At 44.0% G+C, this 16,072-nt stretch carries 18 protein-coding genes; 6 read left to right on the top strand and 12 right to left on the bottom strand.

Features of this window, described 5'->3' with window-relative positions; translation table 11 throughout:
* Positions 1-27: 27 nt before the first annotated feature.
* From E5354_RS09815 to E5354_RS09765, 10 genes are all read right to left on the bottom strand, one after another.
* On the bottom strand, positions 28-4,434 hold the full coding sequence (locus tag E5354_RS09815) for a hypothetical protein (protein WP_135947348.1): 4,407 nt from the start codon (positions 4,432-4,434) through the stop codon (positions 28-30).
* Between the two features lie 208 nt (positions 4,435-4,642).
* Positions 4,643-5,209 (bottom strand): hypothetical protein, encoded by a 567-nt coding sequence (locus E5354_RS09805; protein WP_135947347.1) that lies wholly within the window; start codon positions 5,207-5,209, stop codon positions 4,643-4,645.
* Between the two features lie 72 nt (positions 5,210-5,281).
* Positions 5,282-5,803: a hypothetical protein gene (locus E5354_RS09800; protein ID WP_135947346.1), complete on the bottom strand. Its 522-nt coding sequence runs from the start codon at positions 5,801-5,803 to the stop codon at positions 5,282-5,284.
* 3 nt (positions 5,804-5,806) lie between these two features.
* Positions 5,807-6,211, bottom strand: coding sequence for a hypothetical protein (locus tag E5354_RS09795; RefSeq protein WP_135947345.1), 405 nt, complete (start codon positions 6,209-6,211; stop codon positions 5,807-5,809).
* On the bottom strand, positions 6,208-6,675 hold the full coding sequence (locus E5354_RS09790) for a hypothetical protein (RefSeq protein ID WP_135947344.1): 468 nt from the start codon (positions 6,673-6,675) through the stop codon (positions 6,208-6,210). Before E5354_RS09790 ends, E5354_RS09795 begins: the two co-directional genes overlap by 4 nt.
* Positions 6,666-7,001 carry a hypothetical protein gene (locus E5354_RS09785; protein WP_135947343.1) on the bottom strand — a complete coding sequence of 112 codons (336 nt, stop codon included), beginning with the start codon at positions 6,999-7,001 and terminating at the stop codon, positions 6,666-6,668. The genes E5354_RS09790 and E5354_RS09785 overlap by 10 nt, the downstream gene beginning before the upstream one ends.
* A gap of 2 nt (positions 7,002-7,003) precedes the next feature.
* Positions 7,004-7,318 carry a DUF6706 family protein gene (locus E5354_RS09780; RefSeq protein ID WP_135947342.1) on the bottom strand — a complete coding sequence of 105 codons (315 nt, stop codon included), beginning with the start codon at positions 7,316-7,318 and terminating at the stop codon, positions 7,004-7,006.
* A gap of 56 nt (positions 7,319-7,374) precedes the next feature.
* Positions 7,375-8,481: a major capsid protein gene (locus E5354_RS09775; RefSeq protein WP_135947341.1), complete on the bottom strand. Its 1,107-nt coding sequence runs from the start codon at positions 8,479-8,481 to the stop codon at positions 7,375-7,377.
* 20 nt (positions 8,482-8,501) lie between these two features.
* On the bottom strand, positions 8,502-9,068 hold the full coding sequence (locus E5354_RS09770; RefSeq protein ID WP_135947340.1) for a hypothetical protein: 567 nt from the start codon (positions 9,066-9,068) through the stop codon (positions 8,502-8,504).
* A 19-nt stretch (positions 9,069-9,087) separates the two neighbouring features.
* Positions 9,088-9,789 (bottom strand): hypothetical protein, encoded by a 702-nt coding sequence (locus E5354_RS09765; RefSeq protein ID WP_135947339.1) that lies wholly within the window; start codon positions 9,787-9,789, stop codon positions 9,088-9,090.
* 224 nt (positions 9,790-10,013) lie between these two features.
* Here E5354_RS09765 and E5354_RS09760 point away from each other — a divergent pair, with 224 nt between their 5' ends.
* The 6 genes from E5354_RS09760 (at position 10,014) to E5354_RS09735 (ending at position 12,715) form a co-directional block, all read left to right on the top strand.
* Entirely contained in the window at positions 10,014-10,271 is a 258-nt protein-coding gene (locus E5354_RS09760; RefSeq protein WP_135947338.1) for a hypothetical protein, read from the top strand.
* Between the two features lie 43 nt (positions 10,272-10,314).
* The gene (locus E5354_RS09755; RefSeq protein WP_135947337.1) at positions 10,315-10,581 is read left to right on the top strand and encodes a hypothetical protein; all 267 of its coding nucleotides are present in this window, start codon (positions 10,315-10,317) and stop codon (positions 10,579-10,581) included.
* Positions 10,582-10,593: 12 nt separating this feature from the next.
* Positions 10,594-11,472 carry a phosphoadenosine phosphosulfate reductase family protein gene (locus E5354_RS09750; RefSeq protein WP_135947336.1) on the top strand — a complete coding sequence of 293 codons (879 nt, stop codon included), beginning with the start codon at positions 10,594-10,596 and terminating at the stop codon, positions 11,470-11,472.
* Positions 11,473-11,502: 30 nt separating this feature from the next.
* Positions 11,503-12,063, top strand: a complete 561-nt coding sequence (locus E5354_RS09745; protein WP_135947335.1) for a hypothetical protein — start codon at positions 11,503-11,505, stop codon at positions 12,061-12,063.
* Positions 12,060-12,311, top strand: a complete 252-nt coding sequence (locus E5354_RS09740; protein WP_135947334.1) for a hypothetical protein — start codon at positions 12,060-12,062, stop codon at positions 12,309-12,311. Before E5354_RS09745 ends, E5354_RS09740 begins: the two co-directional genes overlap by 4 nt.
* Before the next feature lie 62 nt (positions 12,312-12,373).
* Entirely contained in the window at positions 12,374-12,715 is a 342-nt protein-coding gene (locus E5354_RS09735) for a hypothetical protein (protein ID WP_135947333.1), read from the top strand.
* A gap of 614 nt (positions 12,716-13,329) precedes the next feature.
* On the opposite strand, the gene E5354_RS09725 is transcribed toward E5354_RS09735, so the two are convergent.
* Both E5354_RS09725 and E5354_RS09720 read right to left on the bottom strand, forming a co-directional pair.
* A complete protein-coding gene (locus E5354_RS09725) occupies positions 13,330-13,593 on the bottom strand; it encodes a hypothetical protein (protein WP_135947331.1) in 264 nt (87 codons plus the stop codon).
* A 12-nt stretch (positions 13,594-13,605) separates the two neighbouring features.
* On the bottom strand, positions 13,606-15,987 hold the full coding sequence (locus E5354_RS09720; protein WP_135947330.1) for a hypothetical protein: 2,382 nt from the start codon (positions 15,985-15,987) through the stop codon (positions 13,606-13,608).
* Positions 15,988-16,072 lie beyond the last annotated feature (85 nt).

Below are 16,072 nucleotides of genomic sequence, written 5' to 3'. Positions count from 1 at the left end.
TATATTTTCGTTTTATAGTGATACATATTAGGACAAACCTTGTGAACGTAAGGTGTTGCCGGAACTTTCCAACAATGAAATGATACGGTCTATCTTCACCAAATATCGGTTATATTGGGTGTTTGCCGCAATCGTGTTCAATTGCAACAAGGATTGGCGCAATACCACCGTGGCTTCAAGTTGGTTGATACGGATTGCATTCATTTGTCCGGCGACAATGCTTGCCGTTTCTTCCGTTACACCCTTAACCGCACCCGTCAATGAAGTGTCGGCATCTTCTTCGCCCATTATGTCTTTGAACAAGTCCGAATATATGCCCAAGGCTTGATTGAAGTTGTTGGCGGCTGCTTGAACCCTTTGTTTGAATGATTCAATTTCGGCATCCGTCAGACCATCAAACACGAAATCATCACCATTCCAATATCCCATGTTGGATTCCAATTGGTCAAGCGCACCTTGCAATTGTTGTTCAAGGAATCGTTTTTTCAATTGGTTCACGACTGCATTTTGCAAAACTTCGTTCACGGTTGTTTTAAATGCCTTTGAAGCATCTTCACCCTTTTTGAATGCTTCAACAAGGGAATCGCCCAACGACCCGGCAAAATCTTTCGCATCTGTCTGCAATATGTCTTTGGAAATGGCATCATACATATCTTCGATTTGCCGCCCAAGTTCCGCATATTGCTCTTTATAGTCACGTACTTTGTCATGGTCTGTCTTTTTCTTGCTTTCCTCGGCTTCCCACATTCCTTGCAAGTGCTGCCGTTGGGATTCCATGTTGTGAATGGCTTGCATTTGCCCCTCGTACACATCAGAACCCAAAGCCTTGTCAATCTGCCATTCAAGTTGCTTGTATGCGTTTTCAAGGTCTTTGATTGCTTGTTGGTGTTTCTTGATTTGCTTTTCCGCCTTGCGGTCGCGGGAATTGAACAAGTCAAAGGCGGATGAAAGCAAACCGATTGACCCTTGAATTACAGACAAGGGGTTGCCCGTTGCGATACCTTGTGAAATCTGACTTGCGCCATCAAGGATTCCACCAATATCACCCAAAATGGCTTGCGTATTATCATCCATCGCAATGCCCATCTTATCCATGCCGGACACAACCGCATCAAGTGAGCCTTTCACAAGGTCAATCGCCCCGGTCGCACTCTCAAACATATTGGACAAAGCCTTTTTCTTGCTTTCGCTGTCTGCCGCCTTTGAATAGTCCTTGATTGAGGAAATCAAAGCCTTGAACGGATTGCGTTCTTGGATTTCGCCTTTCATTTCCTCGATTTTCTTCTTCAAGGTTTCAAGGTCTTTCGGGTCAAACTCAATACCAAGGTATGCACCATCAAGCCCATTGATTTTTGCAATCAATTCTTCAAGTTTTTTGGTGGTGATTTCGTCAAGGTCGCCGAACATCAATTCCCAATCCGGGGACATCTTCATTTGGTCAAGGGCAAATTTTGACAAGGCTTGTTGTTGTGCCTTATCAAGTGCATCAATCATTGATTGATTGCCCATTTCTTCCGCAATTCTGCGCTTTTCAGCATAAGATTCAATGATTGCTTGCTTGCGCTGCTCAAATGTGCCATAATCTGCCAACATCGCATCATAATCGGCATTTCCTGACCCCTTTGTGTCGGCTTCATATTTCCTTGTGCGGTTCTTAATTGCCGCATCTATTTCGGCACGCTCTGAATCCAATTGGGCTTGCGCGCGTCTTTGGTTGAGCAAAGCAAGGTCGGCATTGTATTGTTCATCAATGCGCCGCCTCTTCTCCATGTAGGAAGCATATTCTTCAAGCAAAGATTCTGTTTCCTCTTTCAATTTGGTTTGGGCATCCTTTTCGGCATTATCCAAGGTTTCTTTCTTGGCATTGTCCAACTCCGTACCATCGCCGGACAATTCCTTGCGCTTCTTCTCAATGATATTCAGCATTTCAAGGATGGATTTCGCATTGGTCAGTTGTTCGGACAATTCATTGTTGAATGCTTCCAATACGGTATTTTTAGTTTCTTCCGCAATGGCATCATTGAGTTGGCGCAACTGCTTGTTTTGCGCCTTTGTCCGATTTGCAACATCAACACCCAAAATTATATCACGTTGGTTTTTCAGATAGTCAATGTATGTCGCGCCCTCTTTGAGTAATTTTGCAAATTCTTGGTTTGCGGCTTTTACCAACACATCATCACCCGAATTTATCCATTTCATAAACCGGGTATATTCTGACTTGTATTTCGCCAATCTTTCCAAGAAAGGGTCTTTATTGATGGAACTGCCACCACCGCCACCACCACCCGTTGTTCTCTTTGTCCCGGTGATTTTGTCGGCTTGCTTCTGCAAATCCTCAATTTCTTTCAAAGCCTTTTTGTAATCCTCATTGTTTGTTAGGGTGTTCAAGGCTTCCTGTTTTGTGCGGATTGCTTCTTGGATTGCCCCCAAAGTTCCCGCTTTGTATGTATTAGCCCCCTCAATTCCGGCATTTTTAAGGATGGTCATCCCGGCGGTTTCTGCCGCTGCCGCATTCTTGAATCCTTGTTCAATCTCCTTGCGTAAGGCTTCATTGGCAACTTTCAAATCGTCTTTTTCCTTATTGCGCACTTGCACATAATATCCCGTGCCAAAACTTGAAGTCTGCACCCACATACTTCTCGTGTCGGACATTCCCTTGTATTTTTGTTCTTGCTCCATCAAGGTCTTCACCTTTTCTTGTGCTTGCTGAACGTAAATCATTGCTTCCGCCTTTTTTATTTGGGCATTCACAAACTTTTGGACTTGCGCCGGGTCACTCAAAAGGTTCTCGGCATCCCGTACATCATTGATGGACACGCCCAATTCATCGAATGCCTTTTTATTGGCTTCGACAAACTTTCTTTTGGCTTCCAAATTGTCCCCAAGTTGGTTCCACTTCACGGACAATTCTTCAATCGCCGCAACGGGTTTATACACATTTTCGGCAACGGATTTATACCATTCTTCTTGTGCTTTCTTGGCTTCATTTGCCTTGCCGACAAAGTGGGACACAAGGGCAATCAATGCCGAAATGCCCGCAAGAATCCAACCGAATACCGGGATGGACTTAATCGCCGCCCCGACCATTCGGAATGCTCCAGCAAGACTGATATTCGCGGCTGTTCCGGCGGTTGCTGCTGCCGCTTGTGCGCCTGTTGCAACGGTGTTTGCACCTTGGGCGGCTGTATTCATATTTGCCGCCGCTGTTCCTGCTGCTTGTGCGGTCGCTTTTGCGGTTTCTGCCGTTGCTCCGGCGGTCTTTGAAGCGGTGTTTGCAACTTGGGAAACTGTATTGGCTTCCATCGCTGCCGTGTCTGCAATCTGCTTTCCGCGTCCGACATCCAAAAGATTGTTCCACCACTCCTTTGCCTTGTTCAAGGTTACAAGGGAAAACGCGGAATCCTTGTTCAAGGTTTGCGCCACCTGTTGCAATCCCATTGTAATTGACATCAGGGATTGCACTTTCAACATTATCTTTTGTAATTCTTCATTTTCCGCACCGAACAAGGCAACCGCACCTTGGGCGGCGGTGAAGCCACCGACAACACCTTGAAGCCCGGACAACATACCCGCAAATTGGTTTTCATCATTTGCCATGATTGACCCTTGCGCCTGAATATCACCTTGAATGTCTTGCAACCGTCCCAACTCATTGACAAGGTTTTTGTAAGCCGCCGAATTTTCATCAATGCCATTGGCACGTAAATTTGCCATTTCTTCTTTGACCTCACGGATTTTTGAGCGCAAAGAAGTGTGCGCATTTGCCGCCTTTTCAACATTGGCACGTTCCGTTTCAATCTTGGTTGCCACTTCTTCAAGGGCATTCGATTGGTCGCGCAACTCATTCAACAATGATTTGCGAACACGAATTTCACCTTGAATCGCGGTTTGTTGCTGCTTCAAGGCAATATATTCATCATCGCGCCCGGACATAAAGGCTTTGCCCATTTCCGTACCCAATCTGTTATATTCCGATTCAAGGCTTGCAAGTTCCTTTTCGTGTACCTCACAAGCTGCGCCGATTTGTCCCAAGGTTGCCCGGACATCTTCAAACGACATCGCCGCCCCGGCATTCGCTTGTTGCAAGGTGTTCAATTGGTTTTCCAACGCCACCAAACCTTGCCTTTCTTCTTCAAGTTCTTTCCGGGCGGCATTGGCTTGTTCAATCAGGATATTTTGCGCGTCCCCCGGTTCGATTGAATCAATACGGGCATTCAATTCGGAAACACTTGTTTCCAAATCCTGAATGACTTGTTTCTGAATCTCGATACATTCAACCATTTCTTGTGTGGTTGAATCCATTGCTTCACCCGACCCAACAACGGCATCGGAAAAGCCTTGTACGCGCCGCAAGGTTTCTTCGATTGCCACATTTAGTTGGTCATTATCCATTACGGATTTGAAAGATAATGCCCCACCGTCAATTTCTGCCATTACATCATTGAGTTTACAAAGTTCATAATCTGTTCGTTGTTGTCCTCTGTCAATTTGATTTCCTGCACATCCTGTTTATCCTCAAAATCATAACTTGGTGCATCAATCATCATGCGTTGAACAATTGACCATGCAATGCCGTGTAACAAGTAGTCATAAGTCCACCCGAAATGTTCGCATATTGCGCCACGCCGCCCATGTGGACTATTTAGACCCCGTTGTTTTCCTCTATCCGATTCGGCATTGTGGTTCTTTCCGGCAACATCAATCGAATAGAGTTCAAAAAATCCCCAAGGTTACACATCGCATTGACAAGAACACAAAGTTGGTACAACCGGGATGGCTTGATTTTCCTTGCGAATAAGGCGGTCAAATCCTCAATGGCATTCACATCTTCAACCCAACGTGTTCCGCCTTTGTGCGGGTAAGGAATCAACCGATTTTCGCCCAATACGGCAATAGCAATGATTCTTGCACAACGCACCGCGTGTTCCTTTGCAAGCCCCCTTGCCCGCTTCATTCCGTCCGCCGACTTCATCAAGGTTTCATCAATGGCAAATTCAATCCATTCAGCCGAAAGACGGTCAAGGGTTGAAAGTGTCACTTCCTCGATTTTATATGTTCGTGTCACCTCCTTGGGAACACGTTTCTTTACAAGCCCAAAGAATCGCTTGTGGGTTTCAAACTCAATGTCCTTGACCTCGAAAGACACACCCTTGTTTATCAAGGTGTTCAATTCTTTTCGCTCTTGTTCAAGTTTGTTTATATCTTCCATATAATCGCTTATAAAAAGTAAAGCCCCGGAACAATGATTTCCGGGGCTTCGGGTTTCTGTTTATGCCCCGACTCACGCATTCTTCTTGGGAATGCCGCGCAATGCCTTTCCAGCATCTACCGCCATAGGGGTAACGGTGAAATCAACAAGGAAAATTCCCTTTGCCGACATATCCGCGTTGATAACCGCTTCAATGTCACCGTTTGGAATCTCAAAGTCCAAGCCCTGTTCGGTCTTGACAAAGATTGCCTTGTCTGCAACCACTTCGTTGCCATCATATCCCCATTTAGGCTTGGTTTCTGACCCAATGTTTTCGCCACCGACATAATCCACCAAGTCTTGCACATTGGCATCCATGATGGAGAATGTCAAACGGGGAATCTTACGTGACTTCTTGCGCACTTCCGGGGCTGCCATACCCTCTTCGTAATGCTCGGTCACATCGGCGGAATCTTGGGCAATTTTACACGTGTCCTTGTAGGTCTTGCCGATTTTGTTTAATGCGGTCGGCATTGTCCCGGCTTTGGACGCTACACCAACTTGGATTTCTGAAAGTCCAAGGGTGATTAAAGATGTTCTTGTATTCGTTGCCATAATTTAATCAATTTGAATGTTCCAATCAATGCGAATGTTTGCAAAGTGTTGTTTGGTTGTCGGCTCGTTCATAATAACCATGTTGCCGACAATGGCTTTCAACCCTGTTATATTCGCGTTTCTCACTATTGCCATGACTTCATTTGCCAAGGCTTTTAATCTCGTGCGGTTGGCGGAAACTTGCACCTTACCTTTGATTTTCTTGCTTGTATCCTTGACATAGATGTTGATGTTTGAAGTGCCGATTTGCGGCAAACTGTCTTGCGGCAAATCAATGGTGTTCACAACAATATCTTCATCGGTTGAATCTTCGGGTCTATCATCCCCGACAAAACAACCACCCTTGATTGATGTTTTGCCATCAAGCAACGCAAACAAGATTGCATCGGTATCAAATGGTGTTTTCATTCTGCTGCACGTTTAATGTTACTTATCAACTTTTCCAACATCCGGGGCAATTCCCGTTCTGCAAGATGTTCCGCGCTTGTTAGCACGTTTCTTCCCTTTGCTTCAACATAGGCGGCATAATTCATTCCGGCAACCACAACAAGGGCAACACCCTTTGTTTCCTTGCCGATTTGGTCGGCAAGGGTTTGTCCAGCCTTGACACCTTTTGCGGCGGCATCACTTTGTGCGCCACTCGCGGCATCAAATTGGGTATGCACGGCGACACCATCAACAAAGACGGAATAACCCGTTGAAGAAAGCAATGCGCCTGTCTGCATCATGTAACCCTTGTTTGTCCGGGCTTCAATCAAGCACATTTCGCCAAGTCTTTGCAACCTCGCAATCTGCTTTCTTTGGATTTCATCAAGAAACGCATCAAAACGCGCCTTGACATCATCTTTCGTGAAATTCGCCGTTATACCCATAGCCTTGAATGAAGTTGTGCCGGGTCAAAGTTTAGGCATATTCCCTCAATGCGGACATCCGCACATTCGGGGTCGTTTGCAATCAATACCTTTGCGCCTTTGTTTACCTTGGGGCAATTCTTCGGGCATTGAATAACGGATGTTGCCTTGTGGTATTCGCCCCCGGCAACTTGAAATTCCGTTCCTCTGCCATCCGATTCTTCACGGCACATTGATATGAATTTGCGCGACACCGTGCATTCCGTCCAATTGCCATCAGCATCTTGGATGCTTTCGGTTGCTTCCTCAATGAAAAGGAAATGTGGATATTGCTTCACCATTGCCATAATCACCAAAAATTTGAACGGTCACGGACTTTGGGACGATTGACAAGCACGTTTTCAACTCCCAATTCATTGCATAATGCCGCATAAAACAATTTGACGGCATCCATATTCCACGAAATAGAATATCCGCCCTCGGACACATTTTGTGTCATGCCCTTAATCACCGCCGACATTCTGTGATAAACTGCCATATCACACGCATTCGCATCGGCGGGCGCGTCTGCATTGACCGAACCTTTCAACATGATAATTTCAATATCATCATCTGAAATGTTCAAGCCATTCAATGATTTGGTTATGTACTCTTTGTTTGTCATATCTCCTTTTCTTGCAAAAGACCGTTGGGGCTATATTTCACGCCCCATTGGTCATGTTAGTTCTTATTCCAAGATGTTGCGTTGGTCTGCATCAGTACGGAACGACCCGCAAGATTCCAAGCGGGGAAAAGGTTTGCGATTCCCTCGGTGACTTCCTGAACGGGCGATTCGTTGGAATACTTCTTGACAAGGGTATGTCCGTGCATAACCTTTTCGGCTACGCTGCCGGGCAACTTCTTCGCATCAATCGGTTTCTTCCAATATGTGTTGCCAAGAACCTTGCTTTCGGAGAAAAGAATTACATCATCCTCAAAGGGGTTTGAGGTGACACGCGAACCATCGGCAAGTTCAATCATAATGTCTTGGTCAATTACGATAATCTGCAAACCACGGTACAATTCTTTCTTCTTGGCAAGATATGCGTTCACGGTCGCAAGGTCGGGTGCATCCTGTGTTCCCGTTGCATTCTGAATGAATGAAGAACACTTCTTCCAAACTTCTTCCTGTGAAGCAAGTTTTTCAAAGGTATCAACATTCATAAATGCGAACTTGTACTTTGCACCGAACAACTTTTTGCCCAATTTGAGGGCGGCGGGAATATCCTTGGTTAAAGGCTTTGCCGCCGTGCCGGAATCGTATGCCGTTGCAACACCAATTTTCTGTTCTGCCGGAATCAGATAATCAACATCGTATTCGGTTACAACTGCCGCATTGTTGGAATTGGTGAACTTGACCTTTCCAAGCGAAATTTCACGCAATGCAATCCATTCGGCACGGGCTGCAACGCCATCCCAACAAAACTTGGTATCTTCCGCCCAAAATTCGACAAGGGCTTTCAAGTCGGGGTTGTTGCTCGACATGGCAACCATAATGTCGTATTCGGTCAATTCATCTTCGTTCTTTTCTTTTGAAATGGTGATTTTGGGAATATCACCTTGGATTCTTGAAATCGCTTCACGGGTCTTTCTTGGAATGGTCGCACCCCTTGAAACAAGGTCGGCGGCAATCTTCAAGCCGGATTGCGCTTCAAGCATTTTCCACGTCAAGAAGTTTGTTTCTTTCAGCGGGAAAAGGGTTGGATAATAGTAATCTTTGAGGTCGTAAGTACGAATTACGGCTTCCATATCCTTTTCATTCAACCCTACCATCAATGATTTCTGCATATCTGTTTACATTTTAAGGGTTAAACATAAGCGATATTTTTCAATGCCGTAAGAATGGCATCATTGACAATCGGGGCATTGGCTTTGCGTACCACACCGATAACCCACGCATCAGTAAACAAGTTTTCGCCACTCTCGACATCATAGTTTGACCCCGCAATGGCAACCGGGGTGTTCTTCAATGTCTTGTCCGCTCCCTTGGATTCAAATGCGCACGTTCCGGCGGTGATTGCCGCGCCAAGCGTTGTGCCAACGGTGATAACATCTTTTGCCGGGTCGGTCTTGTCAATTGCCGTGATAAGCTGACCATTGCAAGCATCAGTTGCGAAACGGTCGCCAACTTTGAAATGGTGTCCTTTGGCAACTTCATAGGTTGTCGCGGTTGCGGTTGCAGCCGTTACAATCTGCGCGGTCTTAACAACGACATACAAGCCATTACCGCCAACGGCAAGGGGTGTACCCTCAAACAGAGCCGAACCGCCCAAATTAGCAACGGAAACCGTCACACCACCGGGAATATCGGCAACGCGGTGAAGAATACACTTCACAACGCGGTTGTCTTTCTTTCGTTTAATCGTTAATGACATACGTTTGAAAAATTAAAAGTTAAATTTCCTTGCCCGTGAAATTGTCTTTGCCGGGCTTTTGGCTTTCGACATATTCGGCAACGCCCTTGGAAATACCACTTTCTTCTTTCTGTGAGAAAAGCGGGCTTCCCCCGGCATTGTTCAACTTGTCGTTTGCCACATTTTGATTTGCGGTTTCAATGTCCGTTGCTTTGCCTGTCAAGTATTCATTGAAATCTGCATCATCCTTGAAGTTCATTCGGGCAAAGTCTTTCAGGGTTTGCGACTTGAAATTCTCATCCTTGCATCCGTTCAACTTCTCGTTTAATGCCTGAAGCCTTGCTTTTGCGATGTTGTCGGCTTTGTAGCCGGACAATTCTTCTTGAAATGGCTTGACCGCTTCGGCAACCGCTGCTTTAATCACGGCGGAAATGTCGTTGGGGTCGGGTTCATCATCCTTGCCGCCCTTGCCGCCGGGTTCGGTTTGTTTGGCAACGAAATTGAACTTCTTTTTCAAGTTCGCTTCAAAGGTCTTGTTGCTTTCGGACACCTCTTTGTCCACATCTGCACGAACTTCCTTGACAAATTCGTTCACCTGCGCATCAGTGATTTTTTCGACAAGGGCTTTCGCTTCATCTTCCGTTGCCACCTGTAACGCAAAAGCACGTGCCATGTGGGTAAGGACATCTTTTCGCACGCCTGAAAACTTTGCAATCAGTAATGCCAAAATTTTTTCTTTCATTTTCTAAATGGTTTATGTGTTACAAATCAAATCATGCCCAAAATTACTATGTTTTATAGTGATACACTTATTATTTCACCCGGACTTATGCTTTACTTATCCACATTTTTGCAATGCAAGTGCAAATTTTCTCCCAAAATGTTTGTTGTATTAAATAAAACTATTATCTTTGCAGTGTGTTACTATAAAACACAAGAGTAATAATAAATAAAACTTTCGCAACAATGAAAAAAGAAACTTTCCGTCTTTTAGACGCAATCAATCGTGAGGGAATCGACAATGGAATGTGGGGTTTTTGCCAAGACATCAAAGACACCACCGATTATTTCGGGACTGCCGAAAAAATCGAATTGAAAGGTCAATTCGTTTATGTGTATCGCGAACCTGACACCTTGTTTTTCGGGTTCATCAAAGAAGCGGGTGTTAAGCCGACACACACATTGACGGTTGAGGATGCAACTATTGATTTCTACAAACTTTAATATCAACCGGGGCGGGCAACCGCCCCACAAATACTTTCGCACAATGAAACAGAATATCAAAGAAGCAATTGGAAAGTTGGATTATGAAGCCCAACTTCGTATAATGGACACTATCAAAGCCCTTGACAATGGCAAGGCGCATTCAGTTGAATTTTATTCGGATGGTTCGGGTGTCTGCATCACATATTGGTCGCCGACAATCAACCACGGCACACCGGGAACAATCGCACGTTCTTTTCCTATGAATGAAGCCTTATTGGTTCTTGCCGGGCATCGGCTGCAATCACATGAACTTCCTACTTGTATGTAGTATTGTATCACTATGAAACAAAACCTATTCAACAAGGAAAAAGAAGCCATCAAATTCATCAAAAAGGCTGAATCATTGGCAATGCGAATGTCCGACAAGGGCTTTCACGTTGCCTTTTCAGGTGGCAAGGATTCCCAAGTGTTACTTGCTTTAATGGAATTGTCCGGGTGCAAGTATCATGCGGAAATGCAAGTTACATCCGTTGATTCTCCCAATCTTATGCGGTTTGTTCGTGCTAACTATCCACAAGTAAAGTTGAATTTGCCAAAGAAAAATATGCGGCAACTCATTATCCAAAAAAAGTTATTACCTACCCGCCAAGCACGTTATTGTTGCGCAACACTCAAAGAACAAGCCGGGGCGGGGTCTTGTACCTGTGTCGGTGTTCGTGCTGCTGAAAGTTCCAAAAGGGCAAATCGTAAGACAATAGAAGTAATTGGGCAAAAGGGTGTCGGCTTTGACATAATCGGGAATGAATTGGTGTATGAAAATGGTGGTGGAATGTTGTTTGACCTTGATTCGGACACAAAAGTTTATTGCATCAAGGGCAAAGATAAGGTTGTTATTTCCCCGATATTTCATTGGTCGGACACGGATGTTTGGGATTTCATCAAAGGAAACAATATGCCTTATTGCGACTTATACGACATGGGATTTCATCGCATTGGATGTTTGTTTTGCCCCCTTGCATCAGTCAAGGAGAAAAGGCGCGAACTTGAAATGTTCCCTCTTGTTGCGGAAAGGGTTTATATTCGTGCTATCCGCGAACTTATGGAAAAAGGGCATTATGACAATTTCAAATCCCCGGAACAATGCTTTGAATGGTGGATAAGCAACGAAAGTGCATCTTTATGGTTAAGTAAGCAATGCACGAAAAGTTTATTTGATTGATGTTATATTAAATAAAATAATTACTTTTGTATGAAAAAAGCAAGTATTGAAGAACTTTCAACCCAACATGGGTTGTCGGTTGAGTTCCTGAACGAACTTGAAGCAAAGATTGTGGACAAAGAAAACTTTACCCGCGCCGTCAAGATGTTTGCGGATGGGTTGTTGCCTTATGATATGGCAACCGGGAAAGACCCTATCAATGTTGCCGAATATCGCAAAACCGTTGCCCGGAACTTGCGGGACTTCCGGCACAATCAACAAGAAAAGGTCAAAGCGGCAATGGAACAACAACGCAAGATTGTGGAGTATTACACGGGCTGCAAGCGTTTGGCATCACACGGCAAGGCAAATAAAGCCGTTTCAGAGGTTGTTTTTGTCAAGGATGGACACTTGGTTGCCTTTGCACACTTTGAGCCAAAACAAGGCGGTATCTACATGGCAAACAATGAAGTCATGCCCAACTTCCGTTGGCAACCGCATGAAGCATTGGCAAGGCTGCGCAAGCTGAACAAAGCCTTTTATCGGAAAGTGAAGAAAGCGGCGGTCAATTCGCCCCGTGAATGGTTTAACTTTAACAATATGACCAAATGACAAAAGAAGAATACATTGAAAGGGTGAACGAAATTCGTTTGCGAATGTGCAAAGAAGTTGCCATTCTTACAATTGAATATATCAAGCAAAACCAAAATGTGGATTTCAATGTAAGAAGTGACGGTTTATGTGTTAAACAATTACCAAGCAAAGATATTGCCCAGCTTTCTTTCCACGGAATGATTCAAAGGGATTTTTCGTTGTGTGAAATTGCCCTGTTGCGTGACAATATATTTCCTTGCAAATAAGAATAGATTGTATCACAACGAATTACATAAATAATGGATTTTCTTTGCAAATAAAAAATAGTATGGAACAATGTTTTGAAAATATCAAGGTGGGTGATTCCGTTGTTTTTTGTGCAAGTAGTTGGTATAATATACCAACCATTGCCCAAGTCACAAGGGTAACACCGAAACAATTTGAAGCCGGGGCATATAGATTCCGCAAGAAAGATGGTTCAATGGTTGGTGACGCTTATAGAAGTTGCCGACTTGCCACGGAAGAAGATGTTATAAATTACAAAAAGGAACAACGCCGTATTTCTTTGCGTAACAAAATCACCCAATTCTTTAAGTCGTATGACAAAACCAAATCTTTGACCATTGAAGAATTAGAAAAGATAGAAAGTGTAATCAAAAATAAATTATAAGGTATGATATACCAAAGTTGTAATAATTGCAATCATGCTTGCCACATCTGCTCGCATTATTGTTGTCCTTTAAGACGGGACGCGGACAAAATAATTATTGATAATGTCAAAGAAAGGTTTGATTATCATTTTGCACTTGCATTGAAAAGAATACGAAATGATTGCGCGTATTGCATGAAACGTGCAATGACAAATACACCAAGCATAACATTGGTGGTTACTCACGGATTGCGGTATTGGATAAAATCATGGGGCTATTTCATAAAGAAAAGGCGCATGATAAAAAAGCGATGCCACAAATGCACTGAATTTCAAAAATGTAATATAAAGTATGATATATGAATGGCAATACAATATATCACGTTTGCTTGGAGGGCGCATTGCACCGATATTTCGGTTCAATATCTGCCATCTTTGACCAATTCACCCCAGAAGATTTGGGGGTGTCAAAGTCCCGGTTGTGGGCATACGGTATAACGGAAGAAAAGCCGTATCAGAATAAAAAGTGTGTAATCCGCAAGGGGATTATTCACCGAAAGAAAACAAATCGAAGTTTGCCAAGCAAGTATGGTGAATGAAAAGAAAGGGTTGCCGATAGAAGCAACCCTTTTCCATTATAAGACATACAAAGCCCCATCGGGAATGTCGCCGACAAATTCCGCCCTTTGGGGTGCAACATCACCCGTTCCGGGATAAATGGCAACAAGTCGTTTGCCTTTCTTTACGACCTCTTCAAGCAACTTCAAGGCTTCATCCTTGTTCGGTTGTGCATACATCAGCAAAGACACGGCTTCCGAAAAGTCCTTGTCGGGGTATTCGTCACTTGTTATGTAGTAATACAAGTCAATACCTTTCAATTTTTTAATGTCGATTTTCATGTTCTTATCTTTTTATTTGTTTGTTATCGGTTTCAAAGCCCTTATATAAGCCACCATTTCCGCGTAAATGTCCGGCAAATACTTTTGGAACACACGGTTGCCCAAGAAAGCATTTTCAAAGGCATGGGCAAGATATTCCGTTTCTTTCATTCTTATTTTTCTGAAATATGCGGTTGAATGTCCAAATCCATATTTAACGACAAGTGATTTTATTGTGTCACGGGTACTTCCTATCTGTTCAAGGACATCATGTTTTGTGATTCCACGCTTTGCGAAAACATCATCATTCATCCATGATATTTTTTCAGACAATGCAATAAGTCGTTTATCAATGTATTCAACCATTGTGATTGTCTGTTTTGTTCTTTCATAATACCAACCGCCGCTTTCGTGATTCCATTTGCGTTCATAAAGTGTATATTCACCTTTCTTTTTCAACTTCTTAATTTGCGCATCACGCATTGCAATCAATTTGGGGTCTTTCCACAAATCACGTTGTGCATCAATACAATGCCCATATTCGTGATAAATAACCGCCTTGCATTCCCAAGGACTTAATTTGCCACGTTTCTTTCCTGCAATGTGTACCAAATCGCCAATGAATGAAGAATAAGAACCTGTATCAGAATCCAAGATTTCAAGACGAATTGGTTTGTTCGGGTCTATCAAATCAAAGAAATCTTTTGCAAAGGTATAATCTTCTCCGTTCAAATAAGCGGATTTTGTCTTTAATTCATCCGGCATAAGCCTTGAAACGCTTGATTGTGGTTTTTTCGCATCAATCTTTGCCAACAAATCATTCAATCGCTTTTTGATGTTTGACTTTGCCAAAAGCCATTCGCGCTTGTCACCCAAAACGGCGGCAAGGTCATTTGTCACATCAATTGCATCAATCTTGGCTTTGTTCGCATCCTTGATTGCTTGCCCGGCTTGCTTTATGTAATCCTTGTATTCCTTTTCGGCTGCAACACACCTATCTTCCAAATCCGCTATTGCTTTTAATATCTGCTTGGAATCATGGGTGTTCATTGCAGAATCAAGAATGTATGTGTTCAAGCCCCAATCACGACATTTTGCACGAATATCCGCATCCATCTTTTCCATTTGGGCGGTTTTGCTTTTGATTGTTGCAAGGGTTGATTGAAGCCCGGCAATATCCTTGTTGGTAACACGCAATTCAAGCATATTGAGTTGAACCGACAAACCCCACTTGGTTGCATTTGCCCTTGCTTCTTCAATTTGGCTTCGATATGCCGCCAATACATCGACTTGTTGAATGGTCGGCAATGCAATCTTCAACCCCTTGGACAAATCCCCGTTCTTGAAGTTGTCCCGGATAAAATAGGGGGTTGAAGCCCATTTCTTTTGTGCTTCGATATGGTCTTTGACCCACTCTTTGAATGAATCCGGCACATCGGTAACGGTGTTTGCCGCTTGCTTGTGCTTGTAGGTTGTGCCACGCAATGCCGCTTTGAGGTCGCCTAACTCGTTATCATCAAAGGTTTCTTCGTCCATCAAGATAGGGATTGCATAACACATACATTGAGGATGCCAACCAATAAACTTGAATGTCTTGGGGTATCTGCCGACAAGACGGGCGCAAATATCACAATCACACAATGGTTCATGGTTGCTTCTTACCACCTCATAGCCCACAACAAAATCAAGTGATTGCCACCTTTGCCAATCACTTTCACGATAAGCCATGTTGATTTCTGAACGGGTAAGCCTTTGGGCATTTTTTACGCTTGACCGATAAACACCCCGTCCGGGATGGAATGCCCTTGCAGCCTTTGACAACACAAGGTTGCCGCGCTTATCACGGACACGGCGGAACAATCGGTTCGGGTCTTTCAAGTTCTGCTTGACATCCCTTGCCAATTGTTGTGCGCTGCGACCCTCGCCCAATCCCGCATCAAGGGCGGTTTCCATCTGTTCACGATATTGCCCAACATACTTCCAAACACGTTCCGAAAGGTTCATCCCCTCGACCTTGCGCCCCTGAAAGGCTTGCAAAGCATCCAAGTTGCGGTCTTGCATCTTGTTCAACCGGGCTTTGCTCAATCTACTTGTGTCCATGATGGATGCAATGAAGCCATCATTCTTCTTGCAAGCAAACAACCATTGTTTCTTTGACCCGGTTTCGATTGTGGTTGTAAGGCGGTCGGCAAGTTGTGTCGTAACATCTTGCATCACCCCTTTTATTTTTGGGTAATCATCAAAAGAAAAGGGCTTTTCGGGGTCAATTTTGCCCCTTGTCGCGGCTTGGGATATTTCCCTTGTCGCCACATCAAACAACGCATCAACGGCACGTGCATATTGTTCCGTTGTCCTGTAATGTGCATTGTCGTATGCCTGTATTGAAAACCGGGTTGTCTTTTGTCGCTTTGCCATTATTGCCGCTTTTTGAAATGTTCACATTGTGGGTCTGACAAGAAACGACAATACTTGCCATCGGTGTAATAAGGGCAACGGCACA

The sequence above is a fragment of the Muribaculum sp. NM65_B17 genome, from assembly GCF_004793735.1.
GTDB classification, from domain to species: Bacteria; Bacteroidota; Bacteroidia; order Bacteroidales; family Muribaculaceae; genus Muribaculum; species Muribaculum gordoncarteri.
This window is presented reverse-complemented; position numbering and strand designations above follow the sequence as displayed.